At 38.2% G+C, this 21,073-nt stretch carries 25 protein-coding genes and 1 pseudogene; 14 read left to right on the forward strand and 12 right to left on the reverse strand.

The window, feature by feature from the left end; translation table 11 throughout:
• Positions 1-84: 84 nt before the first annotated feature.
• Positions 85-1,386 carry an NCS2 family permease gene (locus NSS77_RS08395; RefSeq protein ID WP_342471161.1) on the forward strand — a complete coding sequence of 434 codons (1,302 nt, stop codon included), beginning with the start codon at positions 85-87 and terminating at the stop codon, positions 1,384-1,386.
• A 1,349-nt stretch (positions 1,387-2,735) separates the two neighbouring features.
• Here the strand turns inward: NSS77_RS08395 and NSS77_RS08400 are convergent.
• From NSS77_RS08400 to NSS77_RS08420, 5 genes and pseudogenes are all read right to left on the reverse strand, one after another.
• Positions 2,736-3,269, reverse strand: coding sequence for a hypothetical protein (locus NSS77_RS08400; protein WP_342471162.1), 534 nt, complete (start codon positions 3,267-3,269; stop codon positions 2,736-2,738).
• Positions 3,270-3,579: 310 nt separating this feature from the next.
• Complete coding sequence (locus NSS77_RS08405) at positions 3,580-4,149, reverse strand: manganese catalase family protein (protein ID WP_141601949.1); 570 nt, start codon at positions 4,147-4,149, stop codon at positions 3,580-3,582.
• Positions 4,150-4,178: 29 nt separating this feature from the next.
• Entirely contained in the window at positions 4,179-4,442 is a 264-nt protein-coding gene (locus NSS77_RS08410) for a spore coat protein CotJB (RefSeq protein ID WP_342468387.1), read from the reverse strand.
• A complete protein-coding gene (locus tag NSS77_RS08415; RefSeq protein WP_141601935.1) occupies positions 4,439-4,663 on the reverse strand; it encodes a spore coat associated protein CotJA in 225 nt (74 codons plus the stop codon). Before NSS77_RS08415 ends, NSS77_RS08410 begins: the two co-directional genes overlap by 4 nt.
• A gap of 252 nt (positions 4,664-4,915) precedes the next feature.
• Positions 4,916-5,272 (reverse strand): annotated as a pseudogene (locus tag NSS77_RS08420) (ATP-binding cassette domain-containing protein); the annotation flags it as partial.
• 219 nt (positions 5,273-5,491) lie between these two features.
• Here NSS77_RS08420 and NSS77_RS08425 point away from each other — a divergent pair.
• Positions 5,492-6,484: a lipoate--protein ligase gene (locus tag NSS77_RS08425; protein ID WP_342468388.1), complete on the forward strand. Its 993-nt coding sequence runs from the start codon at positions 5,492-5,494 to the stop codon at positions 6,482-6,484.
• Between the two features lie 179 nt (positions 6,485-6,663).
• Here the strand turns inward: NSS77_RS08425 and NSS77_RS08430 are convergent, their stop codons facing one another.
• Positions 6,664-7,194 (reverse strand): ECF transporter S component, encoded by a 531-nt coding sequence (locus NSS77_RS08430; protein WP_342462921.1) that lies wholly within the window; start codon positions 7,192-7,194, stop codon positions 6,664-6,666.
• Between the two features lie 210 nt (positions 7,195-7,404).
• On the opposite strand from NSS77_RS08430, the gene NSS77_RS08435 reads away from it, so the two are divergent.
• Positions 7,405-7,902, forward strand: coding sequence for a GNAT family N-acetyltransferase (locus NSS77_RS08435; RefSeq protein WP_342468389.1), 498 nt, complete (start codon positions 7,405-7,407; stop codon positions 7,900-7,902).
• 266 nt (positions 7,903-8,168) lie between these two features.
• Here the strand turns inward: NSS77_RS08435 and NSS77_RS08440 are convergent, their stop codons facing one another.
• Complete coding sequence (locus tag NSS77_RS08440; RefSeq protein WP_328220161.1) at positions 8,169-8,906, reverse strand: SDR family NAD(P)-dependent oxidoreductase; 738 nt, start codon at positions 8,904-8,906, stop codon at positions 8,169-8,171.
• Positions 8,907-9,284: 378 nt separating this feature from the next.
• Between NSS77_RS08440 and NSS77_RS08445 the strand changes: the two genes are divergently transcribed.
• Positions 9,285-9,767: an N-acetyltransferase family protein gene (locus NSS77_RS08445; RefSeq protein WP_342468390.1), complete on the forward strand. Its 483-nt coding sequence runs from the start codon at positions 9,285-9,287 to the stop codon at positions 9,765-9,767.
• 85 nt (positions 9,768-9,852) lie between these two features.
• Here the strand turns inward: NSS77_RS08445 and NSS77_RS08450 are convergent, their stop codons facing one another.
• Positions 9,853-10,200 (reverse strand): hypothetical protein, encoded by a 348-nt coding sequence (locus NSS77_RS08450; RefSeq protein WP_342468391.1) that lies wholly within the window; start codon positions 10,198-10,200, stop codon positions 9,853-9,855.
• A 289-nt stretch (positions 10,201-10,489) separates the two neighbouring features.
• On the opposite strand from NSS77_RS08450, the gene NSS77_RS08455 reads away from it, so the two are divergent.
• Genes NSS77_RS08455 through NSS77_RS08475 form a run of 5 tightly spaced genes read left to right on the forward strand, consistent with a single transcriptional unit; the run spans position 10,490 to position 14,192 of the window.
• A complete protein-coding gene (locus tag NSS77_RS08455) occupies positions 10,490-11,017 on the forward strand; it encodes a sigma-70 family RNA polymerase sigma factor (protein ID WP_342468392.1) in 528 nt (175 codons plus the stop codon).
• Positions 11,018-11,788 carry a hypothetical protein gene (locus tag NSS77_RS08460; RefSeq protein WP_342468393.1) on the forward strand — a complete coding sequence of 257 codons (771 nt, stop codon included), beginning with the start codon at positions 11,018-11,020 and terminating at the stop codon, positions 11,786-11,788.
• Positions 11,775-12,611 (forward strand): hypothetical protein, encoded by an 837-nt coding sequence (locus tag NSS77_RS08465; protein ID WP_342468394.1) that lies wholly within the window; start codon positions 11,775-11,777, stop codon positions 12,609-12,611. Before NSS77_RS08460 ends, NSS77_RS08465 begins: the two co-directional genes overlap by 14 nt.
• Positions 12,592-13,320 (forward strand): hypothetical protein, encoded by a 729-nt coding sequence (locus NSS77_RS08470; protein WP_342468395.1) that lies wholly within the window; start codon positions 12,592-12,594, stop codon positions 13,318-13,320. Before NSS77_RS08465 ends, NSS77_RS08470 begins: the two co-directional genes overlap by 20 nt.
• Positions 13,317-14,192, forward strand: a complete 876-nt coding sequence (locus NSS77_RS08475) for an ABC transporter ATP-binding protein (RefSeq protein WP_342468396.1) — start codon at positions 13,317-13,319, stop codon at positions 14,190-14,192. The genes NSS77_RS08470 and NSS77_RS08475 overlap by 4 nt, the downstream gene beginning before the upstream one ends.
• Positions 14,193-14,261: 69 nt before the next feature.
• On the opposite strand, the gene NSS77_RS08480 is transcribed toward NSS77_RS08475, so the two are convergent.
• The 3 genes from NSS77_RS08480 to NSS77_RS08490 all read right to left on the reverse strand — a co-directional run bounded on the left by NSS77_RS08480 (position 14,262) and on the right by NSS77_RS08490 (position 15,789).
• On the reverse strand, positions 14,262-14,462 hold the full coding sequence (locus NSS77_RS08480) for a hypothetical protein (protein ID WP_342468397.1): 201 nt from the start codon (positions 14,460-14,462) through the stop codon (positions 14,262-14,264).
• 79 nt (positions 14,463-14,541) lie between these two features.
• Positions 14,542-15,111: a hypothetical protein gene (locus NSS77_RS08485; protein WP_342468398.1), complete on the reverse strand. Its 570-nt coding sequence runs from the start codon at positions 15,109-15,111 to the stop codon at positions 14,542-14,544.
• Positions 15,112-15,183: 72 nt separating this feature from the next.
• Positions 15,184-15,789, reverse strand: coding sequence for a TetR/AcrR family transcriptional regulator (locus NSS77_RS08490; protein WP_342468399.1), 606 nt, complete (start codon positions 15,787-15,789; stop codon positions 15,184-15,186).
• A 164-nt stretch (positions 15,790-15,953) separates the two neighbouring features.
• On the opposite strand from NSS77_RS08490, the gene NSS77_RS08495 reads away from it, so the two are divergent.
• The 3 genes from NSS77_RS08495 (at position 15,954) to NSS77_RS08505 (ending at position 18,962) form a co-directional block, all read left to right on the forward strand.
• A complete protein-coding gene (locus NSS77_RS08495; protein WP_342468400.1) occupies positions 15,954-17,345 on the forward strand; it encodes a DHA2 family efflux MFS transporter permease subunit in 1,392 nt (463 codons plus the stop codon).
• Between the two features lie 228 nt (positions 17,346-17,573).
• Positions 17,574-18,689, forward strand: a complete 1,116-nt coding sequence (locus tag NSS77_RS08500) for a hypothetical protein (RefSeq protein WP_342468401.1) — start codon at positions 17,574-17,576, stop codon at positions 18,687-18,689.
• Positions 18,690-18,806: 117 nt separating this feature from the next.
• On the forward strand, positions 18,807-18,962 hold the full coding sequence (locus tag NSS77_RS08505) for a DUF1540 domain-containing protein (protein WP_342468402.1): 156 nt from the start codon (positions 18,807-18,809) through the stop codon (positions 18,960-18,962).
• Between the two features lie 156 nt (positions 18,963-19,118).
• On the opposite strand, the gene NSS77_RS08510 is transcribed toward NSS77_RS08505, so the two are convergent.
• A complete protein-coding gene (locus tag NSS77_RS08510; protein WP_342468403.1) occupies positions 19,119-19,376 on the reverse strand; it encodes a hypothetical protein in 258 nt (85 codons plus the stop codon).
• Positions 19,377-19,825: 449 nt separating this feature from the next.
• On the opposite strand from NSS77_RS08510, the gene NSS77_RS08515 reads away from it, so the two are divergent.
• Both NSS77_RS08515 and NSS77_RS08520 read left to right on the forward strand, forming a co-directional pair.
• Positions 19,826-20,218: a hypothetical protein gene (locus tag NSS77_RS08515; protein ID WP_342468404.1), complete on the forward strand. Its 393-nt coding sequence runs from the start codon at positions 19,826-19,828 to the stop codon at positions 20,216-20,218.
• 106 nt (positions 20,219-20,324) lie between these two features.
• On the forward strand, positions 20,325-21,059 hold the full coding sequence (locus NSS77_RS08520; RefSeq protein WP_342468405.1) for a hypothetical protein: 735 nt from the start codon (positions 20,325-20,327) through the stop codon (positions 21,057-21,059).
• Positions 21,060-21,073 lie beyond the last annotated feature (14 nt).

A 21,073-nucleotide genomic window follows, 5' to 3' on the forward strand; every position in this document is an offset into this window, starting at 1 on the left:
CATAAAAACACTTGCATTAAGATTGAAAGCCGAATATTATTATATTCGTTGTGTTTAATGTTCGTATTTAGGGGGATGAACTTTTTGTTTCGACTTAAAGAAAATAATACGACTGTAAAAACTGAAATTTTTGCGGGTTTAACAACTTTCTTAACAATGGTATACATTGTCATCGTGAACCCTTCAATTTTAACGATCGCTGGTGTGCCCAGTGAACAAGTATTTACAGCGACCATTATCGCTGCAGTATTTGGAACACTATGGTTGGCGCTATTTGCCAATTATCCAATTGCAATGGCTCCCGGTATGGGGCTGAATGCATTCTTTACGTTTTCGGTTGTCCAAGCTTCCAAAGGTGAAATTGACTATATGACAGCATTTTCCGCTGTTTTCGTGGCTGGTATTATTTTCTTTATTATTAGCTTAACGCCTTTACGGCAAATGCTGGTTAAAGCAATACCGAATAATTTAAAATTGGCCATTACTGCGGGGATCGGTTTATTTATCGCTTTCATTGGCATGCGCTCAGCGGGCATCGTGACAGATGACGAATCGAACTTAGTCAAATTGGGGGATTTATCAAGCCCTATGGTTTGGTTAACAATTGTAGGGGTTCTTGTTACGGCGATCTTCATGATGTACCGTGTATTTGGTGCGATTTTCTGGGGGATGATTGTCACATCCATCATCGCTGCCATTACCGGCAATTTAACCTTTCATGGGGTTATGGCAATGCCGGCATTACCAGAAGGGATTTTAGTATGGAATCCAATCGAAGCCTTTGGCGATGTTATTAAATATGGCTTATACGGTACCGTATTTTCATTTATTTTAGTTACATTGTTTGACACGACAGGTACCATGATCGGCGTTGCCAAACAAGCGGGTATTTTAAAGGGCGATCAATTGCCGCGAGCCCGTAAAGCATTCCTTGGTGATTCATTGGCAACCATCATCGGTTCGATGTTTGGTACAAGCCCCACAACAGCCTATATCGAATCTTCTGCCGGTGTAGCGGTAGGTGGGCGGACTGGTCTAACGTCGTTAACAGTTGCAGTGCTATTTGTCATTACGTTATTCTTCTCGCCATTAGCGGGATCCTTGGCAAGTGTACCTGCCATCACTTCCCCTGCATTAATTATCGTAGGAAGTTTAATGATTGGTGCTGTTCGCAAGATCGAATGGGATAAAGTAGAAGAAGCTATTCCGGCATTTTTAGTCATTTTAATCATGCCGTTAACGTCCAGTATTTCAGACGGCATCGCATTCGGGTTTATTTCTTACCCACTATTGAAGTTATTTAAAGGCAAGGGGAAAGAGGTTCACCCATTACTTTACCTTTTTGCGATTTTATTCATTATCCAGTTAGTAATAATATCTCATTAAAATGAAAAGCCTCTCATTTTGCGAGAGGCTTGTTTTTTGTTTGGAATGACTTAGGGGATTATTTCATCTATATCCAGAAACTCACGTTACTTTTTTATGTTGGACAAAGTGTTTTTCCCAATTAGTAGTTTTCCATCCCCCCTCTAAGGTCAAGGTTTTGGGTTTTTTTTACATACGCCCTAATTATTGCAGCGTTATTAATTTTGCCGTTTTTCTTTGACGGGTTGGATGGTGTCCATCGATGGATATCTGTTGGACCCATCAATCTATATATCGCAAGTATTGTGCTGCCTTTATTTGGTTATCTGATTTCCATTACCTGGCTTCATCAAAATAAAGAGTTAAGCCTTCCATCAAAAAGGACCACTGTGTGAAAGGCTTATAACTTTTAATATTGCCGATTGAAATTGCCGTTGATCCCGGAATCAACATTTTGCAAATATCATTGCTTCCCTCTCTTATTCAGGTATCCAAGCAGGGTGAAGACGGCAGCTCCTGACAAATAGATGAACCCGTCCAGTACGTCTTTAATAATAAAATTAATGACCGATCCAAGAAAGAGGAGACTGCTTACTAAAAAATAGAAGTTGTAGAGTTTTTTTGTCATAAGTCACTCCTGATAATCCGGCTTGTTTAGAAAAAAATAATTTCCTGTAATATTATGATACTAAATTTGGAATGCAGCATTTGGATGGATTGCGATGAAAATGTTATGTTTTGGTGAATATTTGACTTCCTGAGATAAGCCTTATTTTTCAAAATCGTCGAGTAAAATCAATTAGTCAGGACTTTATCAGAAAACCTGTTGAAAAAACAACGGTATATGGTGGCAGGATATTGACCTTTTGTTGCCATTTCATCATACAAGTTCATAAACAAATTAAAATTTTTTTGATATAATAATAATGTAATGTTGCGAATGCAATGGTCCACCTGGATGACGGGGGATTGGAATCCTCCATTTCCGCTATGTTATGCTGGATTAGCATTAAAGGATTAATAACCCACCATGACATTCTATTAGACCGGAATTTATGACTTATAAATTATTGGAAGATGCAAAATCCGCTCTCTTGCCGCTGATTAAGGTTGATTGGCGTTTTTTTGTTTCTTACATCATACAGGAAATGGAAAAAACTGAATGGAAGAAAACATCCTCTTTTTTGTGCGGGAGGCATAAGTTTTCTTGCCGTGGCGTACATAAGAGCCGCGAATCCGCGAAGTTGGGGTCAAGGAGGAACCATTTGCAAAGATGGGGATCAATATCCATGATGAACATTTCAATTACTTGTCGCAAGATTAGTCTACGAAAATCATGCTAGTATTTAAGTAATACAAATGAAATGTAATTAAATAAAATGATGCCTTTTTAAACACTCTAAGTAAAATTGAAATCTTCTATCATTGACATCTTTTCGATCCAGTTCATCCTTGGGTAAGCCGATAAGTGCAACAAGATACGTTGTTAAATATTCGGAAAAGCCGTAGACTTTTGCATGACTTACATGAATACCATCCCCGGATTCCAACACCACAGAAATTCTATACCCTTTATTATGTTCATTGATTAAATTATTGTATGTGATTTCGTCATGGGGGACTTCCGCTTCTGTTTGATCTTTGCGCTCGTCTTCGAATAGTTCTTTTTCTTTCCCGTTGCAGATTTTATTTAAAATTTCCGGATTCGTGATGGTAAACAATTTATAAATTTTGGTTTCATCCACTTCATCATCGTTTCTGTAATCATCCGGATGAATGCTGTACAATGGTATTTCAATTGCTTTGAATTTTTTCATTAAAATATGTTCGATAAATTCTTTTGTTGGTGACGGTAAATTCAAGTTTTTCAGTTTGTTTGCCAATTTACCATAATCCAAATCCATCTAATCCCTTCCATTTTTTATCCTGTCTGAGCAACTCCATGCATTTTGGTGTCTTTTATTATCCTTTTATCGTGATCTAATCTCACTTATAAAATGATAGAAAAGAATCCGTGGCGCCTCAATATATTTTGAAAATTCGGTAAATAATGACTGGTTTTATTAATGGTTTATTACTTTTATAAGTAAATATCATGTCAGATTGATTGGATAAAAGCAGATTTATTATATATCCAGAAAAAATATACAAATTGATTAAAATAAAACAACCAAGTTGAAAATCCAACTTGATTGTTTTAGATAGCATTTACTTTTAAAAGAATTTTTTTGTATTCCGTTCTTCTTTGAGGATTTCGACGGCCTCTCTGAATCGGAGGGAGTGGACAATTTCTCTTTCCCTTAAAAATTTCAAACTGTCATTTAAATCCGGATCGTCAGACAAATCAATGATCCACTGGTAGGTTGCGCGAGCTTTTTCTTCTGCGGCAATGTCCTCGTACAAATCGGCGATCGGGTCGCCTTTTGCCTGAATATATGAAGCGGTAAATGGTACGCCGGACGCGTTTTGGTAGAACAGGGCTTTATCATGATTCACGTAATGATCCGCCAGCCCCGCCGCCTTTAATTGTTCCGGTGTCGCATCTTTTGTCAGTTTGTAAATCATCGTGGCAATCATTTCAAGATGGGAAAGTTCCTCGGTCGCGATATCCGTTAATAGGCCGACCACTTTATCCGGAAGGGTATAGCGTTGGTTCATATAGCGCAATGCGGCTGCCAACTCCCCATCAGCGCCTCCATATTGTTCAATTAAATACTTTGCCAGCATTGGATTGCAGGTACTTACCTTCACCGGATATTGAAGTTTTTTTTCATAATACCACACCATTTGTTCCTCCTAACGAATATAGGTGATTAAACCTGCCAAGGCCAAGGGGTATCCATCCAATTAAACGGGTAATTCGAAAAACTTTTGCCAAAATTCATCAGCGGCCCGAACTTCTTTTCAAATTGTATTTTCAATTTCATACTTTTCTCAGTGAAGTCATTGAATTGCTTGATGGCTTCAAAATCGTTAGGGTGAGTATCCAAATATAGGTTCAACTCCACAATGACAAAATCGATCGCCTGAATTTCCTCCAGCATCCGATAATACTCCGGGGGCATTGTTTTACTCACGATTTTTCATTCCTTTTTTGTGGATTTGGATAAGGACTGTAAAGCTGAGGCCATAATGTACCGTGCATCAATGCTTCTTTCGCGGTTGGAAATTGAGGTAATCCAATTGGTTGGAATGCTATATAAAGTTGAGGGGGAGTAGAATAGCTTTTGATTTTGATAGGGGGACAAGGATCGTGTGGACTGACATAAGGGTACCAATATTTATATTGGGTAAACAAAAAATCCTCCTCTCCGTATTCTGCTTATTAATGTATGGCGATGATGTTTTAAATATGATGATGCCTTAGTGAAAAAAGGATGTACACTATCAGGGATTTTCACGTAAGTCTACATATGAATGGAGCCATCTTGATCATCCGTTTTGTTCTCTCCTTAGATTGAAAGTGTGGACAACTTTTCAATTCAAACTGAGAGAAGAAACGGAGATAAGATGGCCCATCAATTCAGCTGTACAAGATTTTATTAGAGGATCAATTTATATAACTGAATGCCTTATCGTCTTTTTCCAATTTAAAATGATTGATCCGATAGACTTCATCACATAGCAACGTGATGTCTTCGTGGTGATGGCTTGTCAATAGGATGGTTCTTCCTTCCTCTTTAAATGATTTTAATAATGCCCGCACTTGCTGTACACTATCATAATCCAATGCATTGAACGGCTCGTCCAGGATAAGTATTTGCTGGTTTTCCATGATGGCCTGGGCAAGGGCCAATTTTTGTTTCATTCCCAGTGAATAATTTCTCACTTTTTGTTTTATGTCCGGACGCAATCCGACAAGTTTCATACTCTGCACAATATCTTCATCCGTTATTGGAGAAATAATAGATAGAAGAAATGCATAGATTTTGGCCTTTCTTCATTTCTTTTACAACATTCATCCAACCAGATGAAATGCCCAACCTTATTTCAGAAAGTGTTGAACCGGAATCTATCTAGCAAAATTTGCAATGGTTGAGGAAAAATTCAATCATACTAAAAAAATCAGTATGAGCCATTTTTCGTGTAAAATAGATATGGACAATTTGCATAGGAGGCTACATAGATGTATTTTGTTGATAATAAAGGCATTACAGACCCAAGGGTGAACTTGGCGATTGAAGAATATCTTATAAGAAACATGGATATTGAGCAGGATGATTTTTTGCTGTTCTATATTAATCAACCGTCGATCATTATCGGCAAAAATCAAAACACATTTGAAGAAATCAACACAGACTACGTTGAAGAAAATGGCATTATTGTCGTTCGTCGGCTTTCCGGCGGTGGAGCGGTGTACCACGATTTAAATAATTTAAACTTCAGCTTTATCACAAAAGACGACGGAAACAGCTTCAGCAACTATAAAAGATTCACGCAGCCTGTGGTGGACGCGTTGGCAAAATTGGGGGTAAAGGCGGAACTTTCCGGCCGCAATGACATTTTAGTGGAAGGACGGAAAGTGTCAGGGAACGCGCAATATGTAACGCGCGGCCGTTTGGTCAGCCACGGTACATTAATGTTCAATTTGGATCTGGATGCGGTGACGAATTCGTTGAAAGTGAAGCAGGACAAAATTGAGTCCAAAGGCATCAAATCCGTACGTTCCCGTGTTGCCAACATCATCGATTTCCTGCCTGAAAAAATTACCGTTGAACAGTTCCGGATGGAAATTTTGAAATCCATTTTCGGCGGCGAGGAGAATATCCGATATTATGAGTTGACGGAACAGGATTGGGAAAAAATTTATGCTTTGTCGGAAGAACGCTACCAAAAATGGGAGTGGAACTATGGAAAATCCCCGCGCTTTAATATGCAAAAGCAGAAACGCTTCCCATCAGGGGAAATTGATATCCGTTTGGAAGTGAACAAAGGCATCATTGAAGAAATTAGGATTTTTGGCGATTTCTTTGGCATGGGGGATGTAGAAGAAGTCGAGCAACGTTTAGTTGGGGTCCGCTACGCTTATCAAGACATTGAAGAAGCATTGGCGGATGTCGAAATCCCTACATACTTCGGAGGCGTGACGAAGGAAGATTTCTTGCACTTGATTTATTAAGATGAAAAACACAGAAACAAAGGGATTTTGCCTAATCATCAGAATTTGGATCGATAGGCAAAATCCCTTTTTATATTTCCCAACAGAAGATATTCGGAATCGCTGTACTATGAAACTCATTTTGTGGAAAACGGGTTATTAAAAATGGGAAATATTGAATGAACATTTTCCATACACAATTAATTATTACTGAGAATCATTTTGTCATACAGTTTATGAATTCCGCATTTCCAGCATAAAATCATCCCTAATATGGCGCCGATTGCTCCTTGTGCGATTTCATATGGAAGTTTCAAAATGGCGTATTCCAAAGTAGCATATACATAAATTTTTCCAAGGGTATAACCTGTTACCATGATGATGACACCAATCGTTACACCAATCCCGGAAGAAAGGATTGGTTTGCTTTTCAGCACCTTGTGGGAAAAAAGCGAGATGACAAAAGCTTGCAGTCCATGAGTGACAAGTGAAACGAACATTGGAGGCGGATAAAAAAGAAAATCCCCGAGAAATGATCCGAAACCTGCCACGATAAGGGCTTCAATAGGGTTAAGCAGGATGGCTGCAAGAACAATGGCAATATCAACGAAATACAGATGTCCTCCAGGAACAGGGAGTCCAAAAGAGCTAAGGGCTACAATCATAGCCATAAACATGGCGCAAGTTGTCAAACGTATGGTTGTTATTTTTCCGGATTGAATATGCTGCATTGAGGGCCCTCCTTCTATTTCTAATATTCTACAAATTAACATCATAGTGGCAATATTAAAATAATCAGAAATATAAAATTTTATATGGTCAGATGATATGCTATTTTTTAAAAGATAAGATGGAAAAATATGCATAAATATCCTTGAAAAACACTTGGAATAATATGGTAAACTATTAACAATAATTGATTGAAAGGGGGAATAGAAAAGATGATTACTTTAAGAAATGTACATTCCGAAGATCTGCAAGATTTGTTGCGCATTGAAAATGAAGCTTTTTTGAAGAAAGAGGCCGCAACGAAAGAAGCTTTTGAAGAAAGGATTCAAATGATTCCCGATACGTTTATTGTTGCGGAAAAGAATGGGGAAATTGTCGGGTATATTAATGGGCCGGTGATTCAACAACCGTACATTACAGACGATCTGTTTAAGCGGATCAATAGAAATCCGGAAAAAGGTGGCTATCAAAGCATTTTGGGGGTAGCCGTGGATAAGCGCGCCAGAAAACAGGGAATCGACAAAATCCTGATTAGGAAAATGGAAGAACTGGTGAAAGAAAATGAAAGGGAAGGAATTACTTTGACATGTAAACTGGAATTGGTTCCTTTTTATGAGAAACTGGGATTTGCAAATCATGGCATATCCAAATCACAACATGGCGGAGTTGTATGGTATAATATGGTAAAAATGAAGGAAGATATAAAATAGTATTGCCCATCCGTTTTAGGGATTCAGTGATTATCGGCAATAAAAAAGTGGCAAAACAGCTCGGAAGTGCAGGATTTCAAAAAGGAAATGCCGCAACATACTCTACTGAAAGTGCAGGCTATTGTCGTTGTGAGTGAAAATATCATCACACCTCATACTCTGATAGATGAACCGGCATTTATACGGAAAAGATTGTCAAAATGAAAATAATAAATAAAAGGTAGAAGGGATTTGACCCTCTACCTTTTTTATAGAAATGATTTGCCTTATTGCGCCGTATAGCCACCATCAACAACCAGGGCGCTTCCGGTCATGAAGGATGAATCATCGCTTGCTAAAAATAAGACGGCTTTTGCAATTTCTTCCGGTTTACCCAAGCGTTTCATCGGTGTCGCCTCAATTAAACCGTTCCGATCTGTATCCCCTAAAATTGGAGTGTCTATAAATCCAGGGCATATCGCATTGATCCGGATATTTCGGTTAGCATATTCCAACGCAATGGAACGGGTAAAGTTGACAACCCCGGCTTTTGCTGCATTGTAGGCGGCACTTCCTGCGGCACCTACCAAGCCGTACATCGAAGCGGTATTAACAATGACACCGCCGCCGGATTGTAAATATTCTTTGATGGCTGCACGTGCAAACAGAAATACACCGTCCAAGTCAACGGCAATTGTTTTCCGCCATTCACTGAATGGAAGTTCATCTGTCGGTTTCACAGCCCCAATACCGGCGTTGTTGAAAAGAATATCAACTTTTCCGAAAGAGGCTTTTGCCTTTGCGAATACATTTTGAACATCTTCTTCATTGGTTACGTCCGCTTGTACAAAAAGCGCTTCTCCGCCTTGATTTTTTAATTCTTCTTCAAAGGCTTTTCCTTTTTCCTTATTCACATCAACAATAACAACTTTTGCGCCTTCTTCCACAAAAAGTTTTGCGGTTGCTGCGCCAATTCCTGAAGCTCCACCTGTAATGATTGCTACTTTGCCGGTTAATTTGCCCATAACATCAAACCCCCTTTTTATTCAGTATAGCTTATTATGTAAGGGTTTTCATAAAAAGATTAAAGTATTGTTGATTTGTAAAAAAAATGATACATAAGTCCCCCCCTTGCAATAAAGAAGCTCATATTTTTTAACAGAAAATAAGAGGAATTTGATAATATGGTTAAAAAGAACTCCAAGATGAAACATCCTTACATGCATTGGTAATTGAAGAGGATCCCACCATGTGGGCACCAGTAGGATAGGGTTTGAAAATAGTCTAGCTTTGCAATTCGGGAATGCCAGTTCGAAAAAAGCAGCGGCTGATGTTGATTGGGAAACATTGAAATAACTATTCAGGCATGGATCAATGTGTCAAAAATAAAGGGGTTATGTGCAATGATCAGATTTTTGGAAAAGAAGGATATTCCGGAAGTGCTGAAAATTTATCAATCAGGAATTGATACAGGCATAGCGACATTTGAAACAACCGTACCTTCCATGGATGAATGGGATAAAAAATATCATCCATCCCTTCGATATGTCTATGACGAAAATGGAACAATTTTCGGTTGGGTATCCATTACCCCCGTTTCTCAAAGGGAGGTTTATAAAGGTGTCGGCGAAGTGAGCATATATGTACACCCTGATGCCCAAGGGAAAGGGGTTGGTTCCAGGCTGCTATTGCATTTAATTGAACAAGCCCAACTCTCCGGTTACTGGATGTTGCAAGCATCGATTATCGAAGTGAATAAAGCGAGCATTCAACTACATAAAAAGTGCGGTTTTCGAATCGTGGGAGTCCGGAAAGGAATTGCCAGAAAAAATGGACAATGGAAGAACACCGTTTTAATGGAAAAACATTTAGTACTTGATTCGTAATAGATGGTCAGAACCGTTTACAACTATTTCTTCATAGTGGCACGATTGCTAAATAAAAAATCTCCTCAATCCTATGTAAATGTAATTATTTTAGCATTCCAGCCATTTTGAAAAGAAAGATCCCTAAACAAATAATAAACAGTGCAATAAACCCAAATCCCCATTTATTGTGGTAACCGATTAATAGCATCAGTGCCAATTGGAACATGACGATTGCAAGGCACGCCCAAAGAGCGATGATAATCGCGTCATGCCTGTCCGTTTCAAACAAAATGTTGAATTTGTTTATTGAAAAAAGCACTGCCAGCACAAAGGATATGGCAGCCGGGATCACGATGAAATCCCCGATTTTGCTGTGAAATACGAACTGGAAAACTTTTGATAGAACCGTTAAGATGAGAGCGATAATAAGAAAGAGGAAATATAAATTCACATTTTCACCCCGTTTTCAGATCCATTAACGGATAAAAAGTTAAGAATATCTACAATATTAAACTAAATATTTATATATGCCAAAGGCGAGAGATGCAGATAATGAAGATGTTTTAGCGCCGCTTAAACGATTTCCGGTTCCGGAAGTCGTTTTTTTTTAGGAAAAGTATGGATCCATATACCGGAAATATTAAAGAAATTAACATTTTATACAAATTTCTAAAAAAGTAGAAAAAGTTTAAATCCTTTTCCTTATAATTTGTGTTTAAGAGGTAGATGGAGGTTTTGCCATGTTAGAGGATGATGGAACATTAATAAAGTCAATTTTGCTTGGAGATGAGCAGGCGATGGAAATGCTCGTCCGCCGTTACTACGATGAAATATTTAACTATATTTACCGTTTAGGCAGTTCATATGAGGAAGCGAAAGACATTACACAAGAAGTGTTTATTGCCATGTTGAAAGCTTTGCCTACATATAAAGAACAAGGAAGTTTTAAAGCTTGGCTTTTCAAAATTGCACATAACCATACGATGAATTCCTTTCGAAAGAATAAGCACTTCATTTCTTTTTCTATAGAGCATGAAAATGTAAAGGTGGGGGCGGATATCAGTGAACATATTGCCAATCAATCCGTCGTCAAAGAAATGTTGAATGCATTGCCTTATACGCAAAAGAACACCATCATTTTGAAATATATTTATGGATTTACAGCGAAAGAGATCGCAAAAATTACAGGAACCCCCATACCAACTGTGAAATCCAGGCTTCGGCAAGGTTTGGAAAAAGTGAAAAAACAGATGAGGGAGGGAAAGTAGTTGGAACAGAACAAAAATTTTGAGGATAAACTTGAAGCGCTTCTTCAAACATATCCATTACCCAAAATTCATGAAGGGGATAAGCAAGAAACGATTGACGTGCTAAAAACATACATGCCGATTCGACGGGAAAGAACCATCGTTTTAATGAAAGAACTAATTTGGAAAACATTTATCGATTTGTTGTGGCATTATAAACGGCAATTATGTATGACCATCTTACTTATGTTTTTCATTTATACGGTACTTCCTTTAACAATGGAGAAATGGCTGTTCTTTATTTTCACATCACCTCTTCCTATATTGGTCATCGGTTGGCATTTCATGAATGAACAGACCGAAGATATGGTTGAATTGGAAAGTACTTATAAATATTCTTTTCAACAAATTTTATTTTCCAAAATTGTCGCCATGACGATCAGCAGCATTGTCATTTACACCTGCACCGTGTTTTATATGATACTTATCCATCATGTAGAACTGTCATTGTCCATCTTTCGGATTGCAAGTTTGGGATTGACTCCCATTCTATTGTTTAGCTTAACATTATTATTTCTAAGCGTTCGATATCGGGATGTATTGTCCTGGACTGTGATTATACTCATTTGGATTTTCTTTGTTTTACTATCAATCTCTACATCAATTGGAACGGTCCTTTTATCAATCAATTATTTGGTTTATTTCGTAATCAACGTTGTTTTATTGGCGTTGTTAGTATACCGGTTGGTAAGGGTTTGGGGAATGGAGAGGTTGCCTTATGAGTTTCATTAAGTTGGGGCTGACGGAAATGAAAAAATTGTTTCAACAGCCGGAAATATATATCGCTCTCTTTTTATGTACAGTCTATTACTATTTAGGTTTGCGGGATACCGGGGATTCCTTCAATCCGACTTCCGGATTATGGAGAGCAATGTTAGATGCAGTTCCTTGGTTCGGATTTTGGATGATTGCTGTATTGGTTGTAATTGGAAGTGCAAAATGCCTGCCAATTGAGCGGGAACAGGAAATGAATGAATTGTTGTTGACGTATAAGAAGGGACAAGTCCAATTATTAATGGTGAAACAAGCAGTTATGTTCATTTATTGTGCCATCATCGTTTCGTATTTTTATTTAGTCAGCTTTTTTACCTTGGTATCTAAATATTCTATCTCAGGTGCATTTAATCAAATTAAAGTCAATCCTCCTGTTTATTTCATCAATGCCAACCCCGATTGGACCTTTGCCCAACTTTTGCTTTTTCAGTTCGGCTATATGGTGTTGGCAAGCTATATTTTTTCGTTGTGTATACTCGCTTTATCCTTCTTTATAAAACGAAGCGTTTTTATCATGATGATTGCAGGAAGCGTTTTTGCGCTGGAAGAACTGTATGATAAATACTTGTGTTATTACACTGGATCAATGAAATTGGATGTTTATCTTCGAAATATTTATGATTATGGATTTAATGGGATGTTAGGTCATCAATACTTGGAAGGGTTATTACCATTCTCGGAAGGTGAAATATATATTCTATTCATGGTTTTTGCTTTGTTGCTATTTGCTTTTAATCTTGCCATTGGCAGGTGGAGAAGATATGCTTCTGTGGGAAATTAAGAAACTTGCAAAAAATCGGTGGAATCTTTTTCTTTTTGCGGCATTGATGAGTTTTTGGGGGATTCGGCTATATTTTGCCGCACAAAAGGGGGCAGATCGCTTTTTTATGACATCAATCAGCTTTTGGCATTTAATAGGTTCATTGATGATAGGATTTATGATTCTATTTGTGAATACAAGATTGTTTTCCTGGGATGAAGAAGAGAAAGTGAAAGAGGCTATTCTGGCGACGAAAAGCGGAAAAGCCAGGCTGTTTTTATTCAGGATGCTGGCAAACGCTCTATATACAACAGGCATTGCGATTTTATTTTTATTCATTCAAGTCTTGGGATTCTTTATTTTCAACCGTTATGAAAATTTATCTATCACCTTTATAGTAGAGTGTTTGGAAAGTTTTCCTTATGTGTGGGCGGGGAGTGTATTATTTTCCGTTTTTGCGGCTTGTGTTTGTACGGTATTTCAATCCCACATGGTAGCCGCAGTTTTATGCGGAATTTTATTTGGAACAACTTACTTGTTGAGAGGCAATCTTCTTCAGCCGTATTCTTTGGAATGGTTTTTGGAAAAAGGATTTTTCTCGTACTTCATCAGGGCGAAAGACATTGTCCTTGATTCGCAATTTATGGTCTTAATGATATGGTATGGAATTTTCCTTGCAAGTGTTTTGGTGCTGACGATTACATTACAGATAAGGAGACACGAACTATGATGCTAAAAATCGAAAACGTCACTCATCATTATAGAGGGTTTGAAGCATTGAAAAATATCAATTGTGAATTGTCTCCCGGCATTTACGGACTGCTCGGTCCAAATGGAGCTGGAAAAACCACTTTATTGCGGATATTGGTTGATGTGATTGCTCCCTCAAAAGGCAGGGTTCTTTATAATCATCGGGATATTTCGGCATTGGGGGAACGTTATCGGGATGTTTTAGGATATTTGCCGCAGGAATTTCATGGATATCGGAATTTTACGGCCGAAGAATTTTTAAAATATGTGGCCAATTTAAAGGGGCTGGATAGACAAACAGCTGCGTCAAGGGTAGAACAGCTATTGGACATGGTTGGTTTGACGGAGGTACGGAAGAAAAAACTGAAAGGATTTTCGGGTGGAATGAAACGGAGAATCGGAATTGCACAAGCATTGCTGAATGATCCGGAGATTTTGATTTTGGATGAACCGACGGCAGGATTAGATCCCAGCGAACGGATACGATTAAGAGGCATCTTATCCAAACTTTCAAAGAATAAGATTATTATTTTATCAACCCATATTGTATCCGACATTGAGTATGTAGCGGATGAAGTGTTATTGCTCAAAAAAGGTGAACTGATTCAAAAGGCAACACCAAGCGCGCTGTTAGGACAATTGGAAAATCAAGTGTGGCGCTTACGTATTCAGGAAGAGGAATTGGAAAAATATTCAACAAACTATGCTGTATCGAATGTTCATCAACTAGGGAATGACATCGAGTTGCGCATTATTTCAGAGGAAAAACCGAATGAATCTGCTGTGAACGTGGAACCAAGAATGGAAGATATCTATGTCTATTATTTTGGAACACAAAAAGTTGAACTGTGAAGGAGAAAACGGATTTCACATTTAAAGTAAAAAGAGCCTTGAAATTCAAGGCTCTTCGCAGATATCCCGCTATCTATATCCGATATCCGGCATAATTTGAAACGTATGTATAAACTCTTCAAAACATTTTTCACACAAATCAAATGTCCATGTTTGTTCGTCAAATTTGCTACCATAGCCAAAATTCAACTGAAAAGATTGAAACGTATCCAACATGTATACTCTTTCAATTAATTTCACGTTCAATTCGACGGTGCTGTTGCCGTCCATTCATTACAAGATACCATCCCGACCGCTACTCGTTCAGTTGTAATTTAACTGTTTAATATCGGATGCACTAAAGCGTTACTTATCTTTTATCCGATTTTCTGTACTTCATAAAAAAATAGCTTAAACCAATAATGCAAATAAACACTCCGAATAATGCAGGTTTTAGAATGGATATGCCTGCTTCACCGCCAAATGTGATACTCCAAATAAATTTCAGCGCAGCTGCTCCGATGATGACACCTGCAAGCCATTTCCAGTTTCTTTTCCAAGCTGCGGTAAGAAGCATAAAGAAGAATAAAGGAACTGCTAAACTCATAACTATTTTGGGAGTGGTCCATGGACTTTTCAGATAATCCATTTCAAAAGCCAAAAACTCCAATACCCGAGGATGGCTTGTATCTGGGGCAGGAAACCAGAACATACTCGTAAATAATGCAAATATGGAGACAAAGATGCCAGTAAAACTTTTCTTCAATGCGAATATGACCATTGGTATTATAAACAAAGGGCGTATATACCAACTTAATATGTTGTGGTGCCGTTCAAATGCCCAACGAAAAAACACATCATTGGTCATAAAGAATACTAAGAATGCAAGGGTGGCAACGCCAAATATCATCCCGATTAGAAAATCTGTCTTCTTATTCATAGTTTTCCCCTAAAAATTTATTCTGCACAGCAAAGAACAGCATAATGGAATGGTTATACATATTTTAGCTCATTAAGGTGCCAGAAAAACCGGGAGTAAAATTTCATCAACCAATAACTCAAGACGTTTTTCATCGATTACGTCTTTTCGTATCAAATACTCCACGCGGATCAAGTCAAAAGGGAGAGTCAGTGTAGTATTGCTGACTTTTTTTATTTTTTCCCCTCTTGCTATTGCAAAGCCAAGCAGTTTTCGCATGACAAGAATATTTTTATTGGTTGCGCCCACTGTGATTTCAGCCATTTTCTTGTTATTTTGTCCCATTTCAAATAAAATCGCATTCATTATTTCCGGGCCGACTTCTGTATATAGTTTGTTATATAGTGTGAGCAATTGCAACAAGTCCCCGCGCAGACTTCCCGTATCCTTAATCTTATCGATCAACTCACCATCGCCGAGTGCTTTTTTCGTTTTATATACCCAAATTTCGTGAATTAAATCAAACTTTGTTTGCCAACGTCTATATATTACGGTACGGCTTGTTTTTGCGGCTTGTGCAATTTCCTGGAAAGTGAGATTGACATAGCCGCCCTTTTTGATCAATTCAATAGTGGCATTATAGATGCTTTCGCTTAGAGCATCTCCCCTTCTGCGGCTATTCCCGCCTGCCTTATTCATTTACTGATCAACCTCTCCGGAAAAAGTTTAAAAATAGTCGTTATCACATATCCCTATCATCAATTATTATAACATATAACAAGGTTAAATAAGGTACAACTTGAACCTTATCAAACTAGTGTGTATACTATTAAGGTACATTTTGTATCTTAGGAGATGAGGGTATGGAAAAAGAAAAACTGCCAAAGGAAATCATTAGTATCGCCTGGATTCTAGTGTTTGGTGCAATTCCGCCAATGCTGGATACCACTATTGTTAATATCGCCGTCAATGACATTACGAAGATGTTTTCAACAAATTTGGCCGTTGCTCAATGGATTGTGACCGGTTATACCTTGGCTTTGGGGATTGCTGTCCCTTTTTCGGGATGGTTGATGAAAAAATATGACGGCAAAAAAATATTTATGGGAGCTTTAGGACTGTTTTTGGCCGCTTCACTCCTTTGTGGCCTTGCATGGGACATGCCAAGCTTAATTGCTTTCCGGGTGTTGCAAGGTTTTGCTTCCGGACTCATGATTCCAACACTGACCGCCTTGGTTGTTCAAATTGCAGGAAATGAAAATATCGGGAGTTTAATGTCCATTGTAGGAATTCCGATTGTTTTTGCACCAATTATCGGTCCTGTAATCGGAGGATTGATTTTACAATACTTATCATGGCATTGGCTCTTTTTTGTGAATCTTCCAATTGGGGTTATCGCATTGCTTTTGATGCAGTGGAAATTGCCGAAATTTGAGGCGATAGACAAATCAGCCAAAATGGATTGGCCGGGTGTTTTATTATTAGCGCTAATTTCAACGATGTTTATCCTTGGAGTGACAGAGGGAAGGGAACCGGACTTCCGTACAACAAGTATTTTGGCATTTGCAGTCGGAGTTGTTTCCCTGATTGCATATCTGGTTTATGCATGGAAGAAAAATGACCAAGCGCTGATACCATTGTCACTTTTTAAATCCAAAAATTTCAGTGCCTCCTTTGTTTCCCTGTTCCTGGCCGGATTTGCCACCAATGGTCCAATGCTTCTTTTACCAATGTTTTTTCAGAATGTAAAAGGGTTGAGCGTCATTGAATCCGCACTTTGGTTGGTTCCACAAGGTATAGGAATGCTGGTGGCGCGGCCATTGGTTGGAAAACTTACTGATCAGTTTGGTGCCCGGCTTGTCGTTTTGCCTTCCATCGTCATATCCTTACTTGGCACTCTGCCGTTTGTATATTTTGATTCAGGCACATTGCATTGGATGATTTGGATGGTTTTGTTCATACGCGGAATAGGCATTGGTGGAATCACTGTTCCGGTAATGAGCGATTCTTATGTAGGGCTTGAAAAGTCGCTAATTCCTGCGGCAAGTGTGGCTACCCGTATTACCCAAAACATCGGGGCCGCATTTGGTTCCGCCATATTGGCAACAGTCGTAAGCGGCGCTCTAAGTGCAAAGGAAACGACAGTAACCAACATGGCTGATGCTTATCATCTTGGATTTTTAACAAGTCTGATTTTCATGATGATTAGTATCATCCCTTCCCTGTTTTTGACTGACAAAAAACGGATTCACTAAAGGTACAATAGAGATTTCAATAGCAACAGCAGGTTTATATGAACTGGCAAGATTCCAATGTGATCTGATAAACAGTGAATATCAATTCCAACATTCAAAAAATGGTAATACAATTGTCAGAGAATATTGATTAATTTTTATGTAGAAATCCAGCAAAATTGAAGTAGATAATAAAATCCCATTTTCCTTTGGATGATGGGAAGGGTCAAAAACAGATATTGAAAGTTTGTGATTATATTGAATAAATATATTGTCGCCTTTTTTCTGTTCAGCTTTCTTGGCTGGGTTTGGGAAAGCATTTATTGCACTATACGGGGACGGAAGTGGGCGAATCGGGGATTTCTATATGGCCCGATTTGTCCCATTTATGGATGTGGTTCGTTATTAGGGTATTTCCTATTTGATTTAATAAAAAACGGATATGTGCCAGATCTTGATTGGTGGATGATTTTTATCCTTGGTTTTATTGCCAGTATGGTTTTAGAATATCCGACTTCCTGGATTCTTGAAAAACTGTTCAAGGCCCGATGGTGGGATTATAGCCGTTACCCTTTGAACATCAACGGCAGGACAAGTGTGCCAACATCCATCGGTTTTGGTGCTGCCGCCATTTTGTTGATGAAATGCCTGATTCCTTTGGCGGATCAATGGCTTACATTGATACCTGAAACTGTATTGAATATACTGGCCCTTATCCTTGTTTCCATGATATCCATCGATACAACATTGACCGTTTCGTCGCTGACCGATTTCCAAAAACGGGTTTCTTCCATAGATGAAGCCTTCCAGCATCGTATGACGGACATTGTGAGCCGGGTTTATAACTATCAAACCGCTTTTTTCAATAAAGCCATTCAACGCATTGTCGTTTTTGAACTTCCTGAACGGAAAAGCCGCATAGCCAAGCATCTCCGGGAAAAACAATTTATCGAACTGATCAAGGATTACTACAATTCGGATATGGCCGGACAGATGGATAAAAACTTCGAGCATGGTGCGACCACCACGCGGGAACATTGTGAAAATGTGGCCTGGATCAGTTATTTGATCAACGAAAAATTACATCTCAACGCGAACGAAAAGGAATTGGTGGAAGCGGCCATGCTTCACGATTTATTTCTCCATCAATGGAAGACGGGAGATGCTTCTGATGAAGCGGATCATGGGATGGCCGGCAATCATGCGGAAAAGTGGGATAATGAAACATTGCGGAGCCATATGTGGCCAATCAAAATTTCAAAAATCCCAAAAAGCAGGGAAGCGATGATTATCTATTTTGCCGATAAATATTGCACTCTCATTGAAACCATTAGGATGAATAAACGGTTTGGACTAAGAAATTAAGGCAGAATGTTTCAAAAAAATAACCTTAATACATGTTAAGAAAGCGGGTAAGGGAAATCAATAAAGTATGAACCCGCGGAAATTTGTCAAAGATTTCAATAGAGGAGGTGTGAAAAAATGACGCAAGAAATCCTTTGCGAGGTAAACAATTGCAAGTATTGGGTTGATGGAAACAAATGTTCAGCCGAAAAAATTTACGTAGTCAGCCACACTGGAAAAGAAGCGAACACGACCGAAGAAACAGATTGCAAGACATTCACACCGGAGAATTAATGTTTATTGCCGTCTCGAAAGCCGGACACTTTCTGGACGGCTAATTTTTTGTTTCGGCATTTAAGGAGCAGTGACTTATCAGAATGCGAATATTCTCGGATCTTTCAATTATAGTATTGATAATTAGTATCATTTTCATTCAAATGTTTGCGATTATTATATTTTTCCTTGTGTACCAATATGGGGAATTCTGTGCTTTTTTATGATCGAATGAGATTTTTCCAATTTATCTTCAATGTAATCCAAAGAAAAACAGCCGTATGGATCCGCAAATTCACCGATTGCGCGGGACAGGTTGTCAACTACAACCCTTAAATCCTCAAACTGCCTCTGGTCTTCCAAAGAATTGATTTCATACATAATTTCATGGGCAAGGTGTTGAATCTTTTGAAGACGCACTTCTTTTTCCTGCACACATTTCCTCCTTTGCTTGGCATACAACAATCATTATATGGCGGAAGATTGAATAACATGAAAATACTTAGATAAAAAGGTAAAAGCATTGACTGTTTGGAAAACGGCTGCTCGATTATTTTCAGGCTGTTAATATAAAACATTTTCCAAAGTCAGTTAATCGCCAATCTGGATAAGAAAATCGCCGATGAGAAGAACATAATCGCCAAAGGGAAAAGTATCATGCCAGATTGAAGTCCCATTAAGAGAAACAGATCACTATTATGAATAGGAAATTTCCAAAGTTCGTTTTGAAATAAATGTCAGAATTTTTTATTAGATAGAGATGTTTTAAAATGATTAATAGTGGTACGATTTTAGAAAAGGGTTGAAAATATTTTCTTCTCCTTGAAATTTAAGGGATATTTTGCAGTAAAATACTGAAAGGTTCCTTTTTAGCGGGAATAACGATGACGGATTTGAAAACAGAGGAGGGGTTGAAAGTGAGGCTTGCCGGCATCCTTTTTGGTGTAATAGCTGGATTATTCAGTATTGGCTTGTGGGTTATTTTTGTTTTTTATAATCCTTATTCATCCACACCAGTTGAAGGAAATACGGTGATGACGACATTTTTGATGTTGTGTCTCCCTGCGTTATTGGCAATCTTTTCTTCATTCATCCAAAAAGAGTATCTGATGTTCATCGCTTTTATTTTGTCCTTGCCAATAAGTTTTTATTTATTTGGAACACCGGGAATCTTCCGTTGGTTCTTTGCATCCTGCATTGCCTATTTCATCGGTTTCCTTCTCCTGTTTTTTTCCAGGAAAAACAGAGTGCAGTTCTTTAAATCAGAAAAGCAATAATGTCAATGACCTCCCTCTCTCAAACCAGGATAAATTTCGTTTTTTAAAAAAATTTAAATAAAAGTGACTTTCAAACAAACATAAGTAAGTAGAGGATATGGAGAAGATGAGAAGACTGAGAGATGTATTTTATATCAATGCCAATTTTGAAGAGCAATCTTTCATTTATTATGGCATGGAGTTTCAAGAATTTATCAAGTATTGCCCCGTGGAATTGGAAAATCTTTTAATTACGGACGGGCAATTTATTACAAACGGATTTAATTATCATTGGAACTTTGAAACAGCAGAGGGAAAAGAGGGGATTTTGGAACTGACGGAAGAAGACATTTACGGTTTAGGCAATTTCCATTGGATCGATTACAGCAATGAAGAAGCTTTGAACCAGTGTACGCCGGAAGAGCAGGCGGAAGTGTTGTACTTATCGCACTTTTGCAAACCGTTAAAATCGCCTTTTTTTGACCGCATCAATAATCAATTTGTCTATCTGGCCCATGACGACGGATGGTTTTGCAAACTCTATTGCCGGGACCTTTCAACATTTAAAGAGATCATCGCCAATAAAATTATCGGGGCCGTTTCGACGAATAAAAGAAGAAAAATTTATCCGATGTCGGATGAGGTGAAAAATCAGCTCTTTGAATTCACGAAAGAAGGATTGCTGATCGATTTTTCCCATATTTTTCGGGATAGCCGCTCCGTCGGTTTATATTTTTACGTGATTGGCCACTACAAAAATATGGATGAGATGTATAACAATTTGGAACGAAACAAACAAAAAGCAAAAGTGAGAGGCTATTTGGAACAAAAAAATAAACAATGGAAAATTGATATTTGTTAATTAAAAGCGGGTTG

Source organism: Ureibacillus sp. FSL K6-3587, from assembly GCF_038593165.1.
Classification (GTDB): domain Bacteria; phylum Bacillota; class Bacilli; order Bacillales_A; family Planococcaceae; genus Ureibacillus; species Ureibacillus suwonensis.